The sequence below is a fragment of the Streptomyces sp. NPDC033229 genome (genome assembly GCF_055576875.1).
The window spans coordinates 146253-161206 of the sequence record NZ_JBVIQR010000005.1; the positions used below are offsets into that span (position 1 = coordinate 146253).

At 71.7% G+C, this 14954-nt stretch carries 14 protein-coding genes; 5 read left to right on the top strand and 9 right to left on the bottom strand.

The genetic code is table 11. The features are described from left to right. Positions 1-73 precede the first annotated feature (73 nt). The 5 genes from ACZ53N_RS07150 to ACZ53N_RS07170 all read right to left on the bottom strand — a co-directional run bounded on the left by ACZ53N_RS07150 (position 74) and on the right by ACZ53N_RS07170 (position 5550). Entirely contained in the window at positions 74-1246 is a 1173-nt protein-coding gene (locus tag ACZ53N_RS07150) for an LOG family protein (RefSeq protein WP_469139913.1), read from the bottom strand. Positions 1247-1369: 123 nt separating this feature from the next. Next, on the bottom strand, positions 1370-2572 hold the full coding sequence (locus tag ACZ53N_RS07155) for a hypothetical protein (protein ID WP_469139914.1): 1203 nt from the start codon (positions 2570-2572) through the stop codon (positions 1370-1372). Further along, positions 2554-3291, bottom strand: a complete 738-nt coding sequence (locus ACZ53N_RS07160) for an ABC transporter ATP-binding protein (RefSeq protein ID WP_469139915.1) — start codon at positions 3289-3291, stop codon at positions 2554-2556. Before ACZ53N_RS07160 ends, ACZ53N_RS07155 begins: the two co-directional genes overlap by 19 nt. Positions 3292-3697: 406 nt before the next feature. After that, positions 3698-5077, bottom strand: a complete 1380-nt coding sequence (locus ACZ53N_RS07165) for an aspartate aminotransferase family protein (protein ID WP_469139916.1) — start codon at positions 5075-5077, stop codon at positions 3698-3700. Beyond that, on the bottom strand, positions 5062-5550 hold the full coding sequence (locus ACZ53N_RS07170) for an Lrp/AsnC family transcriptional regulator (protein ID WP_469139917.1): 489 nt from the start codon (positions 5548-5550) through the stop codon (positions 5062-5064). The genes ACZ53N_RS07165 and ACZ53N_RS07170 overlap by 16 nt, the downstream gene beginning before the upstream one ends. Positions 5551-5727: 177 nt before the next feature. Here ACZ53N_RS07170 and ACZ53N_RS07175 point away from each other — a divergent pair, with 177 nt between their 5' ends. After that, on the top strand, positions 5728-7179 hold the full coding sequence (locus ACZ53N_RS07175) for a gamma-aminobutyraldehyde dehydrogenase (protein WP_469139918.1): 1452 nt from the start codon (positions 5728-5730) through the stop codon (positions 7177-7179). 99 nt (positions 7180-7278) lie between these two features. On the opposite strand, the gene ACZ53N_RS07180 is transcribed toward ACZ53N_RS07175, so the two are convergent. Continuing rightward, positions 7279-7956, bottom strand: a complete 678-nt coding sequence (locus ACZ53N_RS07180) for a TetR/AcrR family transcriptional regulator (protein WP_469139919.1) — start codon at positions 7954-7956, stop codon at positions 7279-7281. A gap of 67 nt (positions 7957-8023) precedes the next feature. On the opposite strand from ACZ53N_RS07180, the gene ACZ53N_RS07185 reads away from it, so the two are divergent. Both ACZ53N_RS07185 and ACZ53N_RS07190 read left to right on the top strand, forming a co-directional pair. Next, positions 8024-9541, top strand: coding sequence for an MFS transporter (locus tag ACZ53N_RS07185; protein ID WP_469139920.1), 1518 nt, complete (start codon positions 8024-8026; stop codon positions 9539-9541). A 41-nt stretch (positions 9542-9582) separates the two neighbouring features. Next, positions 9583-10746: a polyamine ABC transporter substrate-binding protein gene (locus tag ACZ53N_RS07190; protein WP_469139985.1), complete on the top strand. Its 1164-nt coding sequence runs from the start codon at positions 9583-9585 to the stop codon at positions 10744-10746. 67 nt (positions 10747-10813) lie between these two features. Here ACZ53N_RS07190 and ACZ53N_RS07195 read toward each other — a convergent pair whose 3' ends face one another. Both ACZ53N_RS07195 and ACZ53N_RS07200 read right to left on the bottom strand, forming a co-directional pair. Beyond that, positions 10814-11518 (bottom strand): glycerophosphodiester phosphodiesterase, encoded by a 705-nt coding sequence (locus ACZ53N_RS07195; RefSeq protein ID WP_469139986.1) that lies wholly within the window; start codon positions 11516-11518, stop codon positions 10814-10816. 248 nt (positions 11519-11766) lie between these two features. After that, a complete protein-coding gene (locus tag ACZ53N_RS07200; RefSeq protein WP_469139921.1) occupies positions 11767-12789 on the bottom strand; it encodes an adenosine deaminase in 1023 nt (340 codons plus the stop codon). A 105-nt stretch (positions 12790-12894) separates the two neighbouring features. Here ACZ53N_RS07200 and ACZ53N_RS07205 point away from each other — a divergent pair, with 105 nt between their 5' ends. Then, positions 12895-13710 carry a DUF4190 domain-containing protein gene (locus ACZ53N_RS07205; protein WP_469139922.1) on the top strand — a complete coding sequence of 272 codons (816 nt, stop codon included), beginning with the start codon at positions 12895-12897 and terminating at the stop codon, positions 13708-13710. On the opposite strand, the gene ACZ53N_RS07210 is transcribed toward ACZ53N_RS07205, so the two are convergent. Next, entirely contained in the window at positions 13650-14282 is a 633-nt protein-coding gene (locus ACZ53N_RS07210) for an NADAR family protein (protein WP_469139987.1), read from the bottom strand. The two genes, ACZ53N_RS07205 and ACZ53N_RS07210, sit on opposite strands and share 61 nt — an antisense overlap. A gap of 167 nt (positions 14283-14449) precedes the next feature. On the opposite strand from ACZ53N_RS07210, the gene ACZ53N_RS07215 reads away from it, so the two are divergent. After that, positions 14450-14863, top strand: a complete 414-nt coding sequence (locus ACZ53N_RS07215; protein WP_469139923.1) for a DUF4190 domain-containing protein — start codon at positions 14450-14452, stop codon at positions 14861-14863. The last annotated feature ends 91 nt before the right edge of the window (positions 14864-14954 follow it).

Genomic DNA, 14954 nt, shown 5'->3' on the forward strand with positions numbered 1-14954 from the left:
CTTGGGTCAAGAAATAGTCAAGGACTTGTTGTGCGCGGGGGCGCCGCGGGCCGCCGGTGGCCGCGCCCGCCGCTCACCGTGACCCCGCCGTGAGCCGCGCCAGCGCCGCCGGTGCCTCGTCGACCGAGTCGACCAGCGCGATGCGTCCGGCCATCGGCCGTCCGGCCGCCAGCGCCTCCAGCAGGGGCCAGGCCGGGAGCTCGCGCGTCCAGTGCGCGCGGTTCACCAGCACCATCGGGGTCGGCTCGCCGCGCGACTGGTAGTAGTTGGGCGTCGCGTTGTCGAAGATCTCCTGCACGGTGCCCGCCGCGCCCGGCAGGAACACCACGCCGGCATTGGCGCGGGCGAGCAGGCCGTCCTCGCGGGTGGCGTTCGCGAAGTACTTCGCGAGGTGCGAGGCGAAAGCGTTCGGCGGCTCGTGTCCGTAGAACCAGGTGGGGATGCCCACCGAGGCCCCGCCGCCGGGGAAGGCCGAGCGCACGGCGAACGCGGCGGCCGCCCACTCGGCGACCGAGGGCGTGAAGTGCGGGACGCCGGCCAGCAGCGACAGGGCCTCGTCCAACATGGTGTCCGCGAGGGGCGCGGCGTACGCGCCGAGGTTCGCGGCCTCCATGGCGCCCGGCCCGCCGCCGGTGGCGACGGTCAGGCCCTCGCGTGCCAGTGTCCGGCCCAGCCGGGCCGCCCCGGCGTACCCGGCGGAACCGCGCTCCAGGGCGTGACCGCCCATGACGCCCACGACGCGCCGGCCTGCCAGCAGTTCGTCCAACGCGTCGGACACGGCGTCGTCGTGGATGCTGCGCAGCATGGAGGCGAATATGTCGCCGTCCGACTTCGTCCTCTCGAACCACGCGTACGCGAGGGCGTCGGGGGTGTTCTCATAGCCCTTCTCCAGGCCCTCGAACAGCTCCTCCGGGCGGTAGAGCGTGGCCCGGTAGGGGTTGAACGGCAGGAAGGGCACCGGCGGGAAGACCAGCGCGCCTCCGGCCCGCAGCTTCGCGGCCGCCTCGGGCTCCATCGGGCACCCGAGGAACACGGCCTCCATGGTGTCCACGGCCGCCAGCTCGGCCGTACGGGCCGTCAGATCGACGGACTGCACGCGGTATCCGCCGAGCGAGCCCGAGGCGACGACCCGGTCGAACTCCTCCAGGCTCTCGATCTCACGGTCGGAGCCGAGGGGGGAGCCGGCGGGGGAATCGAGGGGGGATTCAGCGGGGAGACCGGCGGGGCGAGGGGCATTCGGCTGCATCCGGCCATGCTAGGCCCTGGCCATGGGTCGCTTGCGGCCTTTGCCCCGGCCTTTGCCCCGGCCTTTGCCCCGGGCGGGACGTCGCGACGACGGCCCGCCCGCCCCTCGGCGGCAGCTCCGCCGTCACTTGGTCAGCGGCATGACCGCCAACTCCCCGACCACCCAGGTCAGCGGGGCCATCACGGCCACCAGCGCGCAGGTCCGCACGGCGGCCGCACTGCGCAGCAGGGAGGCGGGGATGCCCAGCCGCAGCAGCGTCGCCGCGGTGTCGGCGCGGGACTGCCGGGTGTCCAGGGCCGCGGTGAGCGCCGTGGCCGTCACGCAGGCCATGACGAGCGCCGCGCCGAGACCGGTGAGCGGGCCGAAGGGGCGCGCGCCGGAGGGCTCCCAGGCCGCGCCGTACAGCTCGACGGCTACCAGGGCGCCCGAGGCGACGGCGCAGAGCACACCGAGCGGGCGGCCGAGCCGTGGCGCCGCGTCCTGCAGTATGCGCCCGGCCAGCAGTCGTACGGGTCCGGGTCGGCCGGCCGACAGCAGTACCCCGCACCAGTGGGTCAGCCCCGGTCCGGCCAGGCAGAAGCCGAGGCATGCGAGCAGCCAACCGCCGACGAGCCCGGGGGAGGCGCCGTCGGCCCGGCCGGGCAGATTCAGCAGCGCTTCGGCGGGGGGTGCCGATCCGTTACTCGCGTAGGCCTCCAGGGCGAGGCCGGTGGCGATCACGGCGACGCCCCAGGGCAGGCCGCTGTACGTGCGCCTGGGCTCGGGTGCCTTGACGGCGGGTGAGGTGTCGTCGGCCCGCGGGCCCTCCGGGGATTGGTCGCCGGGGCGCAGCATGACCGCGCAGGCCGCGGCCGCCAGCACCGGCAGCAGGGACAGCAGGGTCAGGACCGCGGCCCACGGCAGGGGCTCGCCCCCGTCCAGCAGCTTGGTCGCGGAGCCGCTCAGCGACGTCAGATGGAGATTGCCGCGCAGTTCGAGGTAGACGAGCAGCGCGGCGCAGCTGCCGACGGCGCAGGAGAGCGCCGTCGAGACGGCGGCCAGCAGCGAGAGCGCCACGGGCCCGAGGCCCACCGCGTCCAGGCCCTCCCGGAGGCGGGTGGCCGGGTCCGTGCGGGCGACGGCGACGGCGAACTGCACCACGGCGGCCAGCGGCACCACACACCACAGGAGCCGCACGACCGAGCCCTCGGCCTCCTTCGGGTGGGCCACCGCGTGCCCCAGGGTGCACAGCAGCAGGAAGCCGACTCCCGCCGCGGCGGCGGCGACCAGCAGCCGGCGCAGCAGGACGAGCGGGTGCGCGCCGCGCGCTAGGCGGAGACTGAGCACGCGGCCCTGCCCTCTCCGCCCGGCGACTCGGGCGCCGGGATCGCGCCGCCCCGGCGGCCGTCGGTCAGGCTGACCGTGCGGTCGGCGAGGGTGGCGCTCTCGTCGTCGAGCGTGGCGAGGACGACTGTGATCTGGTGCGAGCGGGCGGCGGTGGTCAGGGTGCGCAGCACCTGGGCCCGGTCGGTGGTGTGCAGTGGGGCGGTCGGCTCGTCCGCGAAGACCACGGTCGGCTCGCCCGCCAGGGCCCGGGCGATGGCGATCCGCTGGCGCTGCGCCTGGAGCATGGCCTTGGGGCGCTTGCGGGCGCAGTCGCCGACGTCGAGGCGCTCCAGCCACTCCCCGGCGGTCCGCTTGGCGGCACGGTGGCCGATGCCGCGGGCCAGCAGCGGCAGGGCGGCGTTCTCCCAGCCGGTCAGCTCGGGCAGCAGGTGCGGTTCGCTGCCGATCCAGCCGAACCGCTCGCGGCGCAGCCGCTCCCGTGCGGCGCGGGAGAGGGTGTGCACGGGCGCGCTGTTGAACCACACCTCGCCGGGGTCGGGCACGAGCTGACCCGAGAGGCACTTGAGGAGTGTGGACTTCCCGGAGCCGCGCGGCCCGGTGACGGCGAGGATCTCGCCTTCGCGGACGCCGATGGAGACACCGGCGAGAGCGGGGGAACCGCTGTAGGCGTAATGCAGACCGCGTGCCCAGAGCACGTCGTTGTCCGGCGGGGCCACCATGTCGAGCACCTCGGGTCGCTGAAGGGTCCGTTCCCCTGTCCGGGTGAACGAACCGGGAGGCCATTGGGTCACTGGCACCGTACGGAACGGGGATCCTAGCCTCCGCCCAGGCTCGACGCTGGAGCGGCCCAGTTTCCTCCGGTCGGGCTCATCCCGGAGGGTCGTTTTCGAGCCGGAGCCCGTCGGAGCGCATCCGCGCGGCACGCGCGAGCGGAGGTGCGACGGCGCGCGGGCCGGGACGGGCCGGGCTGCCGGGGACGCCGGGACACGCGGAAAACCGTGGTCCCCCGCGCGCGTGGTGGGGTGTGGGGGTGCGCGCGGGGGACCACGGCCGGGGACGGGCCGGTGGGCTGCCCGTCGGGTCCGGATCGGAGCGGGGCCGACGGCCCGGTCGGATCCCGTCCGGTCAGATCTTCGTCCAGGCCTCGGTGAGGACGCCGCGGACGATCTGCTCGATCTCGTCGAACGTCGACTGGTCGGCGGTCAGCGGCGGCGAGAGCTGGATGACCGGGTCGCCGCGGTCGTCGGCCCGGCAGTACAGACCGTTCTCGAAGAGCTTCTTCGACACGAAGCCGTAGAGCAGCCGCTCGCACTCCTCGGAGGTGAACGACTCCTTGGTGGCCTTGTCCTTCACGAGTTCGATGCCGTAGAAGAAGCCGTTGCCCCGGACGTCACCGACGATCGGCAGGTCGTGCAGCTTGGACAGGGTCGACAGGAACGCCGACTCGTTGTCCAGCACGTGCTGGTTGAGGCCCTCGCGCTCGAAGATGTCGAGGTTGGCGAGCGCGACCGCCGCGGAGACCGGGTGGCCGCCGAAGGTGTAGCCGTGCAGGAACGTCGCGTCGCCCTTGTAGAACGGCTCGGCGATGCGGTCGGAGACGACGGTGGCGCCGAGCGGGGAGTAGCCGGAGGTCATGCCCTTGGCGCAGGTGATGATGTCCGGCACGTAGCCGAACTTGTCGCACGCGAACATCGTGCCGAGACGGCCGAAGGCGCAGATGACCTCGTCCGAGACGAGCAGCACGTTGTACTGGTCGCAGATCTCGCGCACCCGCTGGAAGTAGCAGGGGGGCGGCGGGAAGCAGCCGCCCGCGTTCTGCACGGGCTCCAGGAAGACGGCCGCGACGGTGTCCGGGCCCTCGAAGAGGATCTGCTGCTCGATCTGGTCGGCGGCCCAGCGGCCGAAGGCCTCGGGGTCGTCGGCGTGGATCGGCGCGCGGTACAGATTGGTGTTCGGGGCCTTGTGGGCACCGGGGACCAGCGGCTCGAAGGGGGCCTTCAGCGCCGGCAGGCCGGTGATGGACAGGGCGCCCTGGGTGGTGCCGTGGTAGGCGACGGCCCGGGATATGACCTTGTACTTCGTGTGGTTGCCCGTGAGCTTGTGGTACTGCTTCGCCAGCTTCCAGGCGGTCTCGACGGCCTCGCCGCCGCCGGTGGTGAAGAAGACCTTGTTCAGGTCGCCCGGCGCGTAGTTCGCCAGCCGCTCCGCCAGCTCGATGGCCTTGGGGTGGGCGTAGCTCCACAGGGGGAAGAAGGCCAGTTCCTGCGCCTGCTTGTTGGCCGCCTCGGCGAGCTCGACGCGGCCGTGGCCGGCCTGGACCACGAAGAGCCCCGCGAGACCGTCGAGGTAGCGCTTGCCCTTGTCGTCGAAGATGTATGTGCCTTCGCCGCGGACGATGGTCGGCACGGGGGCGTTCTCGTACGACTGCATGCGGGTGAAGTGCATCCACAGGTGGTCGTACGCCGTCTGGGAGAGGTCCTTGCTCACGGCTATCGGGTTCCCCATGTGTAGGTCTGCTTGCGGAGCTTGAGGTAGACGAAGCTTTCGGTGGAGCGCACACCCGGAAGGGTCCGGATGCGCTTGTTGATCATTTCCAGGAGGTGGTCGTCGTCCTCGCAGACGATCTCGATGAGGAGATCGAAGGAGCCCGCGGTCATGACGACGTACTCCACCTCGTCCATCGCGGTCAGGGCGTCGGCGACCGGGTCGAGATCGCCCTCGACGTTGATGCCGACCATCGCCTGCCGCCTCAGTCCCACGGTGAGCGGGTCGGTGACGGCGACGATCTGCATGACGCCCTGGTCGAGAAGCTTCTGTACGCGCTGCCGGACCGCGGCCTCGGAGAGGCCGACGGCCTTGCCGATCGCCGCGTACGGGCGGCGCCCGTCCTCCTGGAGCTGCTCGATGATCGCCAGGGAGACGGCATCGATCGGCGGCGTGCCGTGCACGCCTTTCGGATCTGCGCTACGAGTGGCCACGAGCACCACTGTGCATGGGACTCGCCCGTCTCGCAACCCTGGAGCGATGAAATTCGTTGCGAGCGCCATTGGATTTAACTGAATCCGTTGTTCATGGCTGACGGGTATGTCGAAAGCGTTGCCCCAGTGACTAGGCTGTGTCTCATCCATCGGACATCAGACAGGAGGGGTGGCACAGTGACCACCGAGCTGCGCCGTTTGCGCAACTACATCGCGGGGGAGTTCCGGGACGCCGCCGACGGCCGCACCACCGAGGTGGTCAACCCGACCACGGGCGAGGCGTACGCCACCGCCGCGCTGTCCGGTGCCGCGGACGTCGACGCGGCCATGGCCGCGGCGGAGGAGGCGTTCCCGGCCTGGCGGGACCTGGTGCCCGCGGAGCGGCAGAAGGTTCTCCTCAAGATCGCCGACGCCTTCGAGGCGCGGGCGGAGGAGCTGATCGCCGCCGAGTCCGAGAACACCGGCAAGCCGATCGGGCTCACCCGCAGCGAAGAGATCCCGCCGATGGTGGACCAGATCCGCTTCTTCGCCGGTGCCGCCCGACTGCTGGAGGGCCGCTCCGCCGGCGAGTACATGGAGGGGCTGACCTCCATCGTCCGGCGCGAGCCGATCGGCGTCTGCGCGCAGGTCGCGCCGTGGAACTACCCGATGATGATGGCCGTGTGGAAGTTCGCCCCGGCGCTCGCCGCGGGCAACACGGTCGTCCTCAAGCCTTCGGACACGACCCCGGCCTCCACCGTCCTCATCGCCGAGATCATCGGTGGGGTGCTGGAGGAGCTCGGCCACCCCAAGGGCGTCTTCAACGTCATCTGCGGTGACCGTGAGACCGGTCGGCTGATGGTCGAGCACCCGGTGCCCGCCATGGCCTCGATCACCGGTTCCGTGCGGGCCGGCATGCAGGTCGCCGAGTCCGCCTCCAAGGACCTCAAGCGCGTCCACCTGGAGCTGGGCGGCAAGGCGCCGGTCGTCGTCTTCGAGGACGCCGACATCGCCAAGGCCGTCGAGGACATCGCGGTCGCGGGCTACTTCAACGCGGGCCAGGACTGTACGGCCGCGACCCGCGTGCTCGTGCACGAGTCGATCCACGACGAGTTCGTCACCGCGCTGGCCAAGGCCGCGACGGACACCAAGACCGGACAGCCGGACGACGAGGACGTGCTGTACGGCCCGCTCAACAACGCCAACCAGCTCAAGCAGGTGAGCGGCTTCATCGAGCGGCTGCCCGCGCACGCCAAGGTCGAGGCCGGTGGCCACCGGGTCGGCGAGAAGGGCTACTTCTACGCCCCGACCGTCGTCTCCGGGCTCAAGCAGGACGACGAGATCGTCCAGCACGAGGTCTTCGGTCCGGTCATCACCGTGCAGCCCTTCACGGACGAGGCGCAGGCCGTCACGTACGCCAACGGGGTCGAGTTCGCGCTGGCCTCGTCGGTGTGGACCAAGGACCACGGGCGCGCCATGCGGATGTCCAAGAAGCTCGACTTCGGCTGTGTGTGGATCAACACCCACATCCCGCTGGTCGCCGAGATGCCGCACGGCGGCTTCAAGAAGTCCGGCTACGGCAAGGACCTCTCCGCCTACGGCTTCGAGGACTACACCCGCGTCAAGCACGTGATGACGTCGCTCGACTGACGCCCGCACGTCAAGGTCGTCCGCCGCGCCCCAGGGTGCGGCGGACGGTGGCCCCACCGGAACCCCCGGTGGGGCCACCGTCGTTCCGGGCCGCAGGCCTTAGGTCGCGTTGTCCGGCCCGTACAGCCGCAGGAACGTGTGGACGCCCGTGGCGACGATGGAGTCGACCTCGGACTCGGGCATCTCCAGGGCGCCGAAGAGCGACTTCTGGCTGACGTCCGAGACGGCCAGCAGGGCGAAGTGGCGCGCCGCGAGATCCGTGTCGTCGACATCGATCAGTCCCTCGTCGGCCAGCTCGCCCAGACGGTGGGACAGTCCACGGAACGCCGCCCGGGGGCCCGTCTCCTGCCAGGCCTCGATGACGTCCGGGGGCAGATGGCCCGCCTCCGCGTGGATCTGGCGTACGAGCGCGAAGTGGTCCGCGAACTCCCGCGGCGGCGAGGCCCATTCGAGCCCGAAGGCGGTGAGGTCACGCTCCAGATCGGTGATCTTGCCGAGGTGGCGGCCCAGCATCTCCCGGTGCCAGGCGGCGACGGACCCGGCGCTCTCGATGAGGACGGAGCGGAACAGCTCCTCCTTGTCCGTGAAGTGGTTGTAGATCGTGCGCTTGGACACCCCGGCCTCCGCCGCGATGGCGTCCACGCTCGCCCGGGTGAAGCCGTCGCGGGCGAACACCGTGCGGGCCGCCCGGGTGATCGACTGGCGCTTCTCCGCCAGACCGCGGCGCGGGCGCCCGGCCGCCGGCTCTCGGTCCGTCGGCTCCTGTGCTGCGGGCATCGCCGCTCCCTTCCAGAAATTGCACTGTTCGGTTTACCTAGTGCACTGCACGGTGTAGTTTACCCGTATGCCTTCCGAGTCCTCGCGGACCCGGCAGTCCGGTGCCGCCATAACGGTGCTCGTGGTCCTGCTGGGTTTCCTCACGCTGTCCATGTCCATGTCCGGCACCACCGTCGCCATCCCGCGCATCGGCGAAGACCTGCACGCCTCCGGGGCGGCCCTGCAATGGGTGGTCACCGGTTACTTCCTGACCGCCTCCTCTTTCATGCTCGTCTCCGGTTCGCTCGCCGACCTCTTCGGGCGGCGCCGGATATTCACCACCGGCGCCGCGGTCTACACGGCCGGCGCCGTGGGCAGCGCGGTCGCGAGCGACATCGCCCTGCTGGACGTGGCCCGCACGCTCTCCGGGGTCGGCGCGGCGGGCGTCATGGCAGGCGGTGGCGCGCTGCTGGCGAGCACCTTCCAGGGCGCCGCCAGAACGCGGGCGTTCGCCGCGATGGGCACCGTGGGCGGAGTCGGCCTCGCCATCGGTCCGACGTTGTCGGGCTGGCTCGTCGGCGGACTCGGCTGGCGGGTCACCTTCGGCCTCTTCGCCGGGATCGGCCTGGTCCTGCTCGCGGGCGCCCCCTTCGCGACCGAGTCCCGGGCCGACCACCGGCCGAAGGTCGACCGGCCCGGCGTGGCGACGTTCATCAGCGGCCTCGCCCTGCTGATGTTCGGCATCACCCAGGGCGCGCAGGCCGGATGGGGGAACTGGCGGGTGCTCGGCCCGGTCACCGCGGGCCTCGCGCTGCTGGTGGTGTTCGTGGGCGTCGAGCGGCGCAGCGACCACCCCGTCCTCGATCTGACACTGCTCCGCGACCGCCGCTTCCTGGGATGGTGCCTGGCCGCCCTGACCGTCCCCGTCGGCTCCGCCGGTGTCCTGGTCTTCCTGCCGACCTACCTCCAGGGGGTGAACGGCGTCTCCGCCCGCGACGCGGGGCTGACCATGCTGATGCTGACCGCGCCCGTCCTCTTCCTGCCCGCGATCGGCGGGCGGCTGGTCAACCGCGGTATCCCCGCCCGCCATCTCGCCGGCCTCGCCCTGCTGCTGCTCGCCGGCGGAAACGCCTGGCTGACCGTGCTGCGCCCCGGTATAGCCCCCCTCGCGCTGCTCGGCCCCCTGCTGTGCCTGGGCGTCGGCAATGGCCTCGTCCTCGGTATCATCGACGCCCAGGCGATGAGCCTGGTGGAGCCGGCCCGGGTCGGCATGGCCGCGGGATTCCTCAACACCGTCAAGGGCGGGGGCAACGCACTCGTCCTGGCCGTGATCGGCGCGGTGCTGACCAGCCTCGTCCAGGCCCGTACGGGCTCGGCCGAGCTGGCCGGGCGGATCGCGGCGGGCGACCTCTCGGGCCCCGGGCGGGAACTGCACGCCGCGCAGTTCACCGACGCCTGGCATCTCGTACTCTGGTCGGCTGCCGCCCTGTGCGCTCTGAGCGCGCTCACCGTCCACACGCTGCTTGTCCGGCCGGCCCGGCCCGGCAGGGTGCCGGGGACCGAGGGCGTCTCCCGGACAGGCCGTACCTTGTCCGCCAAGATCTGACCAGCCATCCTGCCGGAATGCGAGTGAACGCCGTGAAGTCCCTGACCCGCCGGTCCCTGCTGCGCACTCTGGGCGCCGGCGTCGGGGGCGCCGCTCTCGCCGGCTGCGGGGTGCCGGCCGCCTATGTGGGGCCGGGGGACCGGGCCGCGGCGGACCGCTCCGGCAGCGACAAGCGTCTCGTCTTCGCCAACTGGCCGCTCTACATCGACACCGACGAGGAGGACGCGGAGGTCCGGCCGACGCTGGCGGAGTTCGAGAAGGCCAGCGGTGTGTCGGTGAAGTACACCGAGGAGATCAACGACAACGACGAGTTCTTCGGGAAGGTCAGCCCGGCCCTGATGAACCATCAGGACACCGGCCGGGACCTCGTCGTGGTCAGCGACTGGATGTGCGCGCGCTACGTCCACCTGGGATGGGTGCAGGAGATGGACCGCTCCCGGCAGCCGAACGTCACCCGGCACCTCGACCCCCTGCTGCGCAAGCCCCCCTTCGACCCGGGGCGCAAGCACGCCGTCCCCTGGCAGTCCGGCATCACCGGCATCGCCTACAACCGCAAGAAGCTCGGCCGCGAGATCCGGCACACCTCGGAGCTGTGGAAGGACGACCTGCGCGGCCGGGTCACCCTGCTGGCCGGGCTGGACGAGGCGTTCTGCCTGCTCATGCAGGGCAACGGCGCCGACGTCACCCGCTGGACCGCCGACGACTTCCACACCATGACCGATCAGCTGCGCCATCTCGTCCGCAAGCGCCACATCCGCCGCTTCACCGGCAACGACTACATCAAGGACCTCTCCTCCGGCGATGTCCTGGCCTGCCAGGCCTATTCCGGTGATGTCATCCAGCTCCAGGCCGACAACCCCGACATCGAGTTCGTCGTCCCGGAGGAGGGCGCGGAGCTGTGGGCCGAGAGCCTGATGATCCCCAACCTCGCCCGCCACAAGCGCAACGCGGAACAGCTCGTCGACTACTACTACCGGCCCGACGTCGCCGCGCGGCTGGCCACCGCGGTCAACTACGTCTGTCCCGTGCCGGCCGCGCGTGAGGTCCTCGCCTCCTCGAAGGACAAGGAGCTCGCGGAGCTGGCCGAGAACCCGCTGATCTTCCCCAGCGACGACATGCGCAAGCGCCTCGCCACTGCCCGCGACATGACCTCCAAGGAGCGCCCCGGCTTCGCCAAGGAGTGGAACGAGATCGTCGGCCTGTGAGGCCGCGTCCGTGACGCCGAGCCCATGAGGCCGACGGGCGGCTGCCCCCGTCGCGTGCTCCGACGTCTCAGCCGGGCATCAGCGCGCGCAGGGCGTCGATGCGGTTCGTGGTGATCGCGTCCACGCCGGCGGCCAGCAGCCGCCGCATGGTGAAGCGGGTGTCCGCCGTCCATGCCGACACCAGCAGCCCGTCGGCGTGATTGCGGGCGACCAGCTCCGGGCTGACCAGCCCGAAGCGGTAGTTGAGCCAGCGCGGACGCAGCTCGGCGAGCAGCGTCGCGCGGGGCGGGACGACGGTGGTCCAGGAGAGCGCGGTCTCCGCCTCCGCGTCCGCGCGGCGGACGGCGAGCATCGAGGCCGGCCCGCCGCAGTAGTACACGCGGTCGGCGGCACCGCTCGCGTGCACCTCGGCCACGGTCTCGGTGGCGGCCGAGGCGTCCGGCAGATCGATGAACAGCCGCCCGGTGGCGGGCTCGGCGAGCGCCTCGCGCAGAGTCGGCAGCTCGCCGTCGGTCAGCTCGCGCAGTTCGGCGGCCGAGACCGCGCAGAGGCGCACGTCGTGGCGCCACAGACGCCACAGGTCCGCGTCGTGCAGCAGCACGGGCACACCGTCGCGGGTCAGCCGGACATCGATCTCCACCGCCCCGGCCCCGGCCCGCAGCGCCGAACGGATCGAGGGGAGGGTGTTCTCCCGATGGACGTACGGGTCGCCGCGGTGGGCGACGGCGGTGAAGGCGGTGGCGGGGGCGGCCGGTGCGGGGCCCGCCCCCATGGCGTCGGTGCCCCGGGCGCCGCTGTTCTTGGCGCCGCTGTCCTTGGTGTCCGTGATGGCCATGGGGTCATTGTGGCGGGAGCTCTGCCAAGGCGGAGAGGTTCGGCGCGCTGGCCCCTTCCGCCTCTCTGACTGCCCCTGCCTCTCTGCGGGCCCCTGCCTCCGTCACCGCCCCTGCGTGTCTGCCGTCCCTGCCCTGTGCCCGTCCCTGCCCCGTACCGCCCCTGACCCGTGCCCGTCCCGCCCCGTCAGCCTTGCCAGAGCGCGGTGTAGGCGTCGATCTCCTTGGTCAGCGCCGCCTTGCCCGCGGTGTCCATGAAGGACGCCTCGACGGCGTTCTTCGCGAGGGCCGCGACGCCGGTCGCGTCGAGGTCCAGCAGCCGGGCGGCCACCGCGTACTCCGTGTTGAGGTCGGTGCCGAACATGGGCGGGTCGTCGCTGTTGATCGTGACCAGCACGCCCGCCGCGACCATCTCCTTGATGGGGTGGGCGTCCAGGTCGGCCACCGCGCGGGTGGCCAGGTTCGAGGTGGGGCAGACCTCCAGCGGGATGCGCCGCTCCGCGAGATGGGCCAGCAGCTTCGGGTCCTGGGTGGCGCTCGTGCCGTGTCCGATGCGCTCCGCGCGCAGGTCGACGAGGGCGTCCCAAATGGTCTGCGGCCCCGTCGTCTCCCCCGCGTGCGGGACGCTGTGCAGCCCGGCGGCGATGGCCCGGTCGAAGTAGGGCTTGAACTGGGGCCGGGGGACACCGATCTCCGGGCCGCCGAGCCCGAAGGAGACCAGGCCCTCCGGCTTCAGATCACAGGCGATCCGAGCCGTCTCCTCGGCGGAGACCAGACCGGCCTCACCCGGAATATCGAAGCACCAGCGCAGCACCACACCCAGCTCGGCCTCCGCGGCCTTCCGGGCGTCCTCGATGGCCTCCACGAACGCCTCGTCCGGGATGCCGCGCCGGGTCGAGCTGTAGGGGGTGACGGTGAGTTCGGCGTAGCGGATGTTCTGCCGGGCCATGTCACGGGCGACCTCGTACGTCAGCAGACGTACGTCCTCCGCGTCACGGATCAGGTCGACCACGGACAGATAGACCTCGATGAAATGCGCGAAGTCGCGGAAGGTGAAGAAGTCCGCGAGGGCCTCGGGATCCGTCGGCACCGGCGAGTCCGGGTGGCGGGCCGCCAGCTCGGCGACGATGCGCGGGGAAGCGGAGCCGACATGGTGGACATGCAGCTCGGCCTTCGGAAGCCCGGCGATGAACGAGTCGAGTACGGACATGCACGGCCTCCAGGGCGGTTCGGTAGGTGCCGATCATCGTATGCGGGGCGGGCGTCACCGCCGTGCCCAGGCCTTAGCATGACGGGATAACGACAGGGGAGGGTCATGTCCGACAAGGACGCGCAGCCGGAGCAGCGGGACACAAACCCCTGGCCTCCGCAGGAGCACCGGGTGCCGCTGGAGAAGCCCGGCACACGGCCCACCTGGGAGCCGCCGACGGACGCCGCCGCAGCGCCCGCCCCGGCCCCCTCGCAGCAGCCCACTCAGACGGCCATGCCCGCCGCCGCGCCGGCGCCCGCTCCCGCCGGGCCGACGCCCGGCAGGGTGCCTCCCGTGCCACTCGCGCCGACCGGCCCGGGGACGCCGAGCGCGTACCCGGGCGGCAGCACGTACGGTCAGACCCCGTACGCACCGCCCGGCTACCCGCAGCCGCCCGTGCGGCCCCACGGACAGCAGGCCGCCCCCTACGGACAGCCGCCGTTCGGTCAGCCCCCGTACGGGCAGGCGGGCTACGGCTATCCGTCGGCCGCCGGCTACGCGCAGGGCTGGCAGGCACCCGCGATGACGCCCAACAACGGCCTCGGCGTCGCCGCTCTCGTGCTCGGCATCATCGGCACGGTCCTGTGCTGGACGCTGGTGTTCAGCTTCATATGCGGGGTGCTCGCGATCGTCTTCGGCGCGATAGGCCGCGGCAAGGCGCGCACCGGTGAGGCGAACAACGCCGGGCAGGCCCTCGCGGGGCTGATACTCGGCGGCGCCGCGCTCGTCGCCACCGCCTTGATGGTCGTCGTCTACATCAACATCGACGAGCAGGAAGACACCCGGTACGCCCCGGACGACCCCGACGCGACCTACGGCGCCTATATGCCGGCGCCACCCGGGCCCGCCTCGCTCGTCTTCCCGGCGGCCGCCAGCCGCTGACGGGCCTCCATCAGCGCGAAGCCCAGCAGATTCTCCCCGAGCCACCGGCCGGGGTCCTGTGCCCGCTCGTCGTCGGCGGCCAGGCCGATGCCCCAGATCCGGTCCAGGGGACTGGCCTCCACCAATACCCGGTCCCCGGTGCCGAGCAGATAGGCACTCAGCTCCGGGTGCTGGGCGAATTTGTGGACGCTTCCCTCGACCACCAGCGCGAACCGGTGCCGCCGCCACACTTCCTCGTCGAATCCGCGCACCGAACGGCCCGCGTCCTTGGCCTGCTTGGGGTGCCCTGCCGCCAGCACCCGGGCCTCTGCCTCCGCGTCCCCGAAGAGCCGGGCCTTGCCCGCCATCATCCAGTGCTCGGCCGTGGCATAGACGACACCGTCCACCGAGAACGGTGACTCCCACCACTGGCTGAAGCACCCGGGCCCCGCACTGCCGTCCCGGCGCGGCCGGTGGCCCCAGAAATAGACGTACTTGACGCCCTCTCCACGGGCGAGCACCGCCCGCAGTTCCGCGACCGAACGCGGGCCGTCGGCAACCCCCTCCGGCGCCGGGACGGACGCGTTCCCCATGTCGTTCCGCACGCTGCTTCCCCCGTTGTCGTTCACGCCGTCATTCTGTCATCGGGCGCTGACAGCGGATCCGTGGAGGACCCGGCGACCCTGCGGGCCCGGCGGCCCATCACCTCGTGATCTATGGCCATAGCATTACTCGACGCCATTTCACAGAGGAGCCCGCCATGTCCGGCTATCAGCAGAACCCCTATTCCGGGCCCCAGCCGCCGCCCGCACCCCAGGGCCACGGCTACCCGGTGGCACCCCCGGTCCAGCCGTACGGACAGCCCGGTGGCCACCCCGGATACGCGACGCCGACACAGCCGCGCAACGGGCTGGGCACCGCGGGCATGGTGTGCGGCATCGTCGGTGCGGTGTGCGGCCTGACCTTCGTCCTGTGGTTCTTCGCCTTCGTCCTCGGCGTCCTGGCGATCGTCTTCGGCGGTATCGGCCGGTCCCGGGTGACGCAGGGGGAGGCGGACAACCGCGGCCCCGCGACCGCCGGCATCGTCCTCGGCATCACCGCTCTGGTGCTCCCGATCCTCTGGTTCGCCCTGGCCGTGACCCTCCTGCGCGATCTCGGGCCCCTGCCCTCGTAGGTCACCGGCCGTCCGCAAACTGATTCCGTCGCCAATCCAAAACGCCGCGACGGAATCCCTTGTTGTGGATCGGAGCCTCTGCCAGGATCGA